The organism is Polaromonas sp., assembly GCF_043778355.1.
Lineage (GTDB): Bacteria > Pseudomonadota > Gammaproteobacteria > Burkholderiales > Burkholderiaceae_C > Polaromonas.
This window is the reverse complement of the sequence record NZ_JAYWHI010000091.1, coordinates 1-7,427: the sequence shown is the minus strand read 5'-3', so window position 1 is coordinate 7,427 and position 7,427 is coordinate 1. Positions and strand designations below refer to the sequence as shown.

7 protein-coding genes are annotated in these 7,427 nt (G+C 61.7%); all 7 read right to left on the bottom strand.

Going from position 1 to position 7,427, the window contains the following annotated elements; all coding sequences use genetic code 11:
• Positions 1 to 83: 83 nt before the first annotated feature.
• Positions 84 to 797, bottom strand: a complete 714-nt coding sequence (locus ACH2CW_RS13165) for a YheC/YheD family protein (RefSeq protein WP_395058842.1) — start codon at positions 795 to 797, stop codon at positions 84 to 86.
• Between the two features lie 255 nt (positions 798 to 1,052).
• On the bottom strand, positions 1,053 to 3,338 hold the full coding sequence (locus ACH2CW_RS13160) for a YcaO-like family protein (RefSeq protein WP_395058840.1): 2,286 nt from the start codon (positions 3,336 to 3,338) through the stop codon (positions 1,053 to 1,055).
• Positions 3,335 to 3,538, bottom strand: a complete 204-nt coding sequence (locus tag ACH2CW_RS13155) for a hypothetical protein (RefSeq protein ID WP_395058838.1) — start codon at positions 3,536 to 3,538, stop codon at positions 3,335 to 3,337. Before ACH2CW_RS13155 ends, ACH2CW_RS13160 begins: the two co-directional genes overlap by 4 nt.
• The gene (locus ACH2CW_RS13150) at positions 3,535 to 4,035 is read right to left on the bottom strand and encodes a toxin-activating lysine-acyltransferase (protein WP_395058836.1); all 501 of its coding nucleotides are present in this window, start codon (positions 4,033 to 4,035) and stop codon (positions 3,535 to 3,537) included. The genes ACH2CW_RS13155 and ACH2CW_RS13150 overlap by 4 nt, the downstream gene beginning before the upstream one ends.
• Before the next feature lie 50 nt (positions 4,036 to 4,085).
• Positions 4,086 to 5,402 (bottom strand): TolC family outer membrane protein, encoded by a 1,317-nt coding sequence (locus tag ACH2CW_RS13145; protein WP_395058834.1) that lies wholly within the window; start codon positions 5,400 to 5,402, stop codon positions 4,086 to 4,088.
• Positions 5,403 to 5,523: 121 nt separating this feature from the next.
• Positions 5,524 to 6,873 (bottom strand): HlyD family type I secretion periplasmic adaptor subunit, encoded by a 1,350-nt coding sequence (locus ACH2CW_RS13140; protein WP_395058833.1) that lies wholly within the window; start codon positions 6,871 to 6,873, stop codon positions 5,524 to 5,526.
• Positions 6,870 to 7,427 (bottom strand): ATP-binding cassette domain-containing protein (locus ACH2CW_RS13135; RefSeq protein ID WP_395058831.1); only part of this gene is annotated, 558 nt, incomplete at its 5' end. The genes ACH2CW_RS13135 and ACH2CW_RS13140, both read right to left, overlap by 4 nt.

The window sequence follows — 7,427 nt, the reverse complement described above, 5'->3', positions numbered from 1 at the left end:
GTATCCTCGCCAGAAAAAGTACTAACTAAACTTTTGGCATACGAAGAGCCCGGTTTTCCTTTGATTTGATGGCCATGAACAAGCTATGCGCCCCTCGTCAGCGTTTCCAGCATCGACGAATACACATCCGGATGAATCATCGGATGGCTGTTCATTTCAAGAAACCAGACACGTCCCTGTTCGTCGACAACGGCATCGAGCGTGAACATCTGCCGGCCATGCAACTGCGCCGGCATGCATTTACCCAACAAAGAAGCAGCCTTCGCAAACTGGTGGCGGATGGCCTCTTCCTGCGTCGACCACACATTGCGGTTCTCAAATACCGGCGCGTCAAACGGCGTGGCGTACTTGAAGTCCAGCAATACCTTTTGCCCAACCTCCGGTATGGACGCACTGGTCAGGCCCTGCCACGCCAGCATCGCCGCGGCTTTGTCCAGCGGTAGCGCTTGGCCCACGTTGCCGCGGCGCGCGGCCAGGGCCTCGAGGCTTCGCACCCCGTCACCAACCAGATAGGGCGACTCCACCAGTTCCAGCGCCACCACCTCGCGATTCCAGCACCAGGCTTTGGCACTGCGTCCGGTCACGAATTGCTCGCAGTAAGACCCCTGTGCCATGGCTTGAACATAGTCCCAAGCCCTCGCGTCAAATGGACCCTCAATATTCAGACCGAAGGAGCCACTGCATTTTTTGACAAGAAAATTCTCCGCCAGCGGCTCGGCGCCCTTCCAGCCCGCCGGAACGCGCAGGCCCATGGCGCTGGCCTGGCGCTTGAACGCCAGCTTGTCACTTGCGAGCAACCAACTCTCCGGCTCAGGCGGATGCCATCCCGCAAACGCTCCTGCCTCCTCGAAAGCCCGGATGTAACACAGGCGCCCCTCCCGCTGGGTCACAAAGCGCGGTGCCATGTGCTGAACCTGCGTCCCCCGCGTGAGCGTCAGCGACCAGCTACTGGCGGACAGATGTATCTGTACCCCGTGCAGATTCGCCCAGCGCCGCACCGCGCGCAGATGATTCAGGGGATTGAGGATGTACAGCACGAGTCGGGCCGCGCTTCAGGGAAATGGATGCGGAAAGCCGTCCCAGCCATCGTGCAGGGCAATGCCCATGCCCAAGGGCATCAAAAACGCACCAAAAGCAATCGGCACCAGGCCCGGTGCAACCACACGCGCGACGTGGATGGGGCGGTTCTTGTAGTCCTTTGGCAACCCTTCTTCAGGCTGCCACGCGACATAGGCACGTTGTCCCGCCCGCTTGAACGCCGCCAGCAAGGACTGCAAGCTGTCGGGGACAAGTGGCTCCTCAGGCATTCCAGCCTGTGGTGGGACTTCAAACAAAAAGTCAGCCCGGCGGAAATAGTCGGGCTGACAATACAAATGCAGGTGATCCACCGGATAACGCACAGCCTCAGGCGTCATCGCCCGCGTCTGCACGCCCGCCAGGCGGGCAAGAACTCCCGTAGCGATCTCGCCCATGGCCTTGTGCGCTGCGCCGGCAAGCGTCCAGTCGGCACCGGCACCGCACAAGGTAAATTTGAGCGCCGGATGCTGGGCTACGCTGAGCACTACGTGAGCCCAAGGTGTCGCCAGCCTCAGCAGTACAACGCGGCAACCTTCCTTCGTCAGGCGTCTGTATAAGGCGGTGGTGTCGGCCCCCAGCTCAGCACGGTCGAAGTCCAGACGCACGGCATAACGCCGGCTCATCCAGAATCGCATAAAAGCGTCACGCTCGATCAGCTCAAGCAACGCGTTTTGCAGCGCATGGTGCCGGCTTGGAGATGCGGCACAACCAGAACTGTTCACAAACGTATAGGGTTTGGATAAAGGGTCAGCTGTGCACGGCACAGGCATCGCAGAACGGCGCGTAACAAAATCGGCAAGCATCCAAGCATTCCCCGACGCCATCAAATCGTCCATGCGCACCCAGGGAAGGATGGCTGCCGAATCGAATCGGTAAAGCGGAAAACCCGGCAGTTTGTATTGACGCTCTGAAAATCTGAGAACCTGGCGCGGATCAATCACAGTGAGATCAGCTTGGGCTTCCCGCTGCAACGCATCCAGGGAGGCCCAGCGCAATGTAGGCAGCGCCATCGCCATGGCGTCGCGCTCGACAGCTTCACACATGGCCTTCTGGTAGGCCCTCAGCGCGTTCGTATCCCTGCCGAAACAGATATTGGACGGCCCTTGCGGACTGTCGTTTTGCGGCCAGGCGATTGCCAGGTGGTGCGGCAGACCTGACAGCGTCTGGGTCCAACGAACGCGCCGCGCCGAGTCGCGTCTGGCTTGCACGGGCCGAGGCTTGCCCAGCACAATACTGATCAAAGGCACCTGGTCGGCCAAACCAAAAAGCGAAGCAACACGCTCCTCGTCAAACGCGGACAGCGGTAACTGGCCGAGTCCACATTCGGCCGCAATCAGGGCGAGGTTCTGCATCACCGCACCCGCCTCCAGATAGGCATGGCCGACCGCACGGTTGCGGTACTTTGCCGCGATCACCATCAAATCGGCAGATACGACCAACCATGCGCTCGCACCATCGAGGTTGTGCGGTGCGAGGCACGCCCGATAGGTTTTCTCCAGAAAGGTGGCGTCCTCGGCGTTGATGCGATGCAATCCGATGCCACCCGCGTCCAGGTACTCAACCCGCCACAAGCCGGCCGGTAAAGTCGCATCCAGCGGCCGCAACAGCACGAGGAACAGGCTCAGGCGGTACAAGCCGCCACCCGAAGGCACCGCCCGATGGATTACTCCGTCGACTGAATCAATGGGCGCAGAAGTGACTGCATAAGACGCAAGCAGAGCCAAAAGCTCCGCGCGTGACAGCGGTTCGTGAGAAAACCCATAACAGGATCGCCTCTGCCGCGACATAGCAGCCCAGCCCGATGGTCCGGCAGAGCCCATATCTCCAAGCCACTGCACCGCATCGCCGTCCTCGGGAAGGCTGCGAAGCTGGGCTTGCAACGCCGGCCACGCATCAGCCGGCACGGAGCGCCCCCAGTCGTTGGGGTTGTCAGCAAGTTGTTTGGCATGGCACAGGACCCGGCCCGCATCAACCACAACGCCTTCGGCGATCAGCGAGTCCACAAACGACCGGAATCCAGACAAAGTGCCTGAAGCGTTGTTCGCCCAATGTCGGGCCGCCAGTTTTTGCACATCGGTCCACGAGGTTCGCCCGTCACACCAGCGCTGCACCAAATTCAGGTAGCCGTCTGGTGCCTGCAGATGCACATCGCGTGTGGGCTGGCGAACACACCAGCCGTCCTCGCTGGGAAACACGCCCAGACTGAACAGTACTGGACAGAAATTTGGAGAAATATTGCCTGGCGCCAGGGGCTCGCTCAACCGCATCCGCTGGAATCCGTGGCGCTGCCCAGGATGGTCTGCTCGTCTTCGGAGAACCCCGGTAAGCGCTTGTCGATGCGGCGCACCCAGCTGGAAGGCCGGACCACGGCGCGTCGTCCAGGAAGAGGTTCGCCACGCCCCGCTTCATCGGGCAATTGGGATGTGTGTGCCTCGCCAGTGGAGGGGTCGTTGAGGTTCATGCTTGGCTCCTTGACGTTGAAATATCGGACTTGGGCTGGAGGGCTGGCCACGCCAGCACCTTGGGAACAGCGTTTGGAACAGGAATCAATTGATGAACGATCTGCCCCGCAAAAACCTTCTCACGCAAGTCTTTAAGCACGTCCTGCGCCCCACCAAAGGGCGTGAACACGTCAATCAGCCAAATTTGGTCTCCCGAAGACCAATCGGCCATCGCAAGCTGGTGGGGCGGCGAGCGGTAGCGCTGGACTGTTGCTTGGTTGAATCGGGCCCAAGATGCAAACGCCACAGGCGCGTCGTCCTTCAGATACAACTTGGCTTGATCAAGAATCAGGGCCGGCATGACGCGCCACTCCAGCTCACTGAGCAGGGTATGCCGGCTGTGCGACTGCTGCATCATCAGCCAGGTGACGGGACCCAGCAGCGGTATTTTGCCAAGTACCTTGTGCGCCTGCTGTTTGGCCAATTCAGCCAGGCCAGCCAGCTCTTCCGGTGGCAAGACGTCGGTACCCGGCGGCTCGGAGCCAGCCGGTGTGTTTTTGCTGCTTGTCATGGTTTGGTTAACTCCAGTAAATCGTTGATGGCGAGCAAATCGGCCTCGTCCAGTGTTGCGTTGGCGGCCTTCAGCCGTAGGCCTTGGATCAGGGTTTCCGCGCGCGCCTTGTGCCAGTCGCGCTGCGCGGTATACAGCTGTTGCTCGGCGTTGAGCACGTCAATGTTGATACGTGTGCCGATTTTGAAGCCGATCTTGTTGGCATCGACCGCGCTTTTGCTGGACCGGATGGCCGATTCCAGCGCCAGGGCCTGCGCCGCACCATTTGTGACACCACTGAATGCCTGCCGCGCCTGCGTCATCGCCAGGCGCCGCGCGGCCTCCAGGTCTTCCCCGGCCTTGTCCTTCAAGGCGATGGCTTCGCGCACGCGGGCCTGGGTGCCGCCGCCCGCAAACAGCGGGATGGTCAGATTCAGCCCGACTTGGCCGGCACGGGTTCGGGTCATGATGTCCGCAGGCGACGAAATGCTGCCAGAGCTGAAGTTGTTGCCGTACCCGGCCGTAAAGTCCAGACTGGGTGAATGAGCAGCCTGGCTTTTGGAGATCTCCCGGTCGGCCACGTCCAGTGCGGCCTGCGCTATGCGCACCTGCAGGGCCTGCTCCCGCGCGCTGTCTGTCCACGACTGCAGGGTTGCCGGCTGCAAACCCGGGGGTCGACTGGTATCGCGAAGACTGCTCAGACTACCGACCGGTTCGCCGAGCATGCGGTCTACCTCGGCACGCTTGTTGTCCAGCTCGCTGAGGGCGGCGACGGCCTGCGCCCGGGCCAGATCGAGCCTGGACTGCGCCTCGTGCACGTCCGTCACGGTACCGGCGCCCACTTCGAAGTTACGCTGCGCAAGACCCAGTTGCTGCTCAACAGCCGCCACTTGGTGTCGCGCCACGCGCTCGGCCTCCTGCGCCACCAGCACATCCAGGTAGACCTGCGCGCTGCGCAGGATCAATTCCTGCTCCGCTTGCCGGTACTGCGCCTCGGCCAGCTGCTCCTGGTACTCAGCCTGGTTCAGCCCGGCCCAGCTGACCGCGCGCCACAGCGGCTGAGTCAACTGAAGGTTCCAGCTATGAGTGCGCACATTGCGATCCACATAAGGCGCTTGACTGAACGAGGCCTGGCCGGACTGCTGGCCGTTGGCGCCCACCAGGTTCACGACCGGCAATAGCGCCGCACGGGCCTGAGGAACGCGCTCACGCGCCGCCTGAAGCACATGCACCGCACCGCGGTAAACTGGATCGCGAGCCTGGGCCTTGCGGTAAACGTCGAGCAGGCTGTCGGCCGATGCGCTCCATGACGCAACTGAGGTGAAAACACCCATCGCAGCCCAACGCCATGCATCTCCTCCAGAAGGGCGGGAAGGCGCAACACCCAGTGTCCTCGCTCGAGAAAAACCTTCGGCTGGAGCGCCTTCCCTGAACAGCATGCGTAGCAAAGAAGTCCTAGCGTTCACGCAGCGCCTCCTGCTTGTACCGAAGCATGGGTGCGATGAAATATTCAATCATCCGGCGCTCCCCCGTGCGAATGTCCGAAGTGACGCTCATGCCTGCGGTGACCGCGCCGCGCAAGCCATTGACGCTAACGGGAGTCTGGGCCGAGCTCAGCAGGATGCGCACGGGGTATACCGGCCCCAGCTTGGGGTCATTCACGGCATCGGTGCCAATCCATTGCACCGTTCCTTCGATGTAACCAAAGCGCGTGAAGTCAAAGGTCTCCACCTTGTTGATGACCCGCTGGCCGACCTTGAGGTGTCCAACGTCGCGGTTCATCACCTGGGCGTCCACTTCGAGCGCCGCGCTGTGCGGAACAATCGTCATCAAGGGCTGCGCCGCCGTCACGACACCGCCGACCGTAGTTACTGCCAGTTGCTGCACCACGCCGTCGATCGGGCTGTGCAGGGTCTGCAAATCGCGGCGCTGGTTGGCCTTGACCAGTTCCTGGCGGGCGGCGTCATGCTTGCGGCTGGCGTCCACCAACTCGGCGCTGACTCGGGCCCTGAACTCGGACTGCGCCTGCCGGCGCTGTTGAACCGACGCGTTCAGACTTGCCGTGGATTCATTGAGCCGGTTGCCCAACACGGCCAGCTCATTTTCCATATTGAGCAGTTCGAGCTGGGTTTCGATGAGTCCGGTCTCGGCGATGTGACCAGTTTTGGCGAGGTCTTTGCGCATCTCATGTTTACGAGTGACAAGGGGCAGGCTCATGCGCAGTTGCCTGATATTGGCCGACAGCGCATCGCGGTCGGCCGTGCGTCTTGCAATGTCGGCATCGAGCGCGGCCATGCGCGAATCCTGCTCGATGCGCCGGCTGGCGAGCACTGACTGCTGGTTGCTGACCATGGCGGCCGGCAAGTCGCCGGCTTGCGCCCAGGCATCTTTTCCGGAGAGCAAGGCATTGAGCCGCAGCACGTCGGCCTGGGTTTCCCAGACCTCGCGCTGCAGCCGGTCGCGGTCGGCGCCGGTGGCTGTGGCGTCAAGCTCCACCAGCAGGTCGCCGGCTTTGACGGTCTGGCCGTCACGCACGGCAATCGCCTTGACCAGACCGGCTTCCAGTGGCTGAATGACCTTGCTTCGCCCGGACGCAATGACACGGCCCTGGGACGTCACGACGATGTCCATCGACACAATGCAGGCAAACACCAGTATTGCGGCAGCCATGACACAGATGCTCAAAGTGACCATGCGCGCCATGCCGGCCGGTGGTTTCTGGCGCAATGCGATAGACGCAGTGGTAAACATGGCGTGTTCATGACCTGGCTCATGACCGCGATCTTTGGAAGTGTTGTCTGTCATGCGGCCTCCAGCACCTGATGCGCCTTGTACAGCGAGGCATAGCGGCCGTTGATACCCATGAGTTCCCGGTGGTTGCCGGTCTCCGTGACCCGTCCCTTGTCCAGGACAAGAATGCGATCAGCCATGCGCAGGGTGGAAAGCCGGTGCGCCACGATAAAGACCGTGCGGCCCGCGCCAATGCGCGCCATGTTGTCGTGAATCACCCGCTCACTTTCATAGTCCAGCGATGCCGTGGCTTCGTCAAACAGCAGTATTTGAGGGTTGGTCACCAATGCCCGTGCAATCGCGACGCGCGCACGCTGCCCGCCCGAGAGCCTGCTGCCACGCTCACCGATTACGGTGTCATAACCTTCTGGTAGTTGCAAAATGAAGTCGTGCGCACCCGCTAGCCGTGCGCTGTCCATGATGGCTTCCATCGCAATGGACGGCTCGCCCAGGGCGATGTTCTCGCGCACGCTGCGATTAAAGAGGGCCGTGTCCTGCCCGACCACGCCGATCTGCCGGCGCAGCCAGGACGTGTCGACCATGCTCAGGTCCATGCCGTCCAGCAGGAT

Excerpts from the sequence above, each read along its gene's own strand:
- ACH2CW_RS13155 (WP_395058838.1), bottom strand. The coding sequence starts at position 3,538 with ATGAACCTCAACGACCCCTCCACTGGCGAGGCACACACATCCCAATTG.
- ACH2CW_RS13145 (WP_395058834.1), bottom strand. The coding sequence starts at position 5,402 with ATGGGTGTTTTCACCTCAGTTGCGTCATGGAGCGCATCGGCCGACAGC.
- ACH2CW_RS13140 (WP_395058833.1), bottom strand. The coding sequence starts at position 6,873 with ATGACAGACAACACTTCCAAAGATCGCGGTCATGAGCCAGGTCATGAA.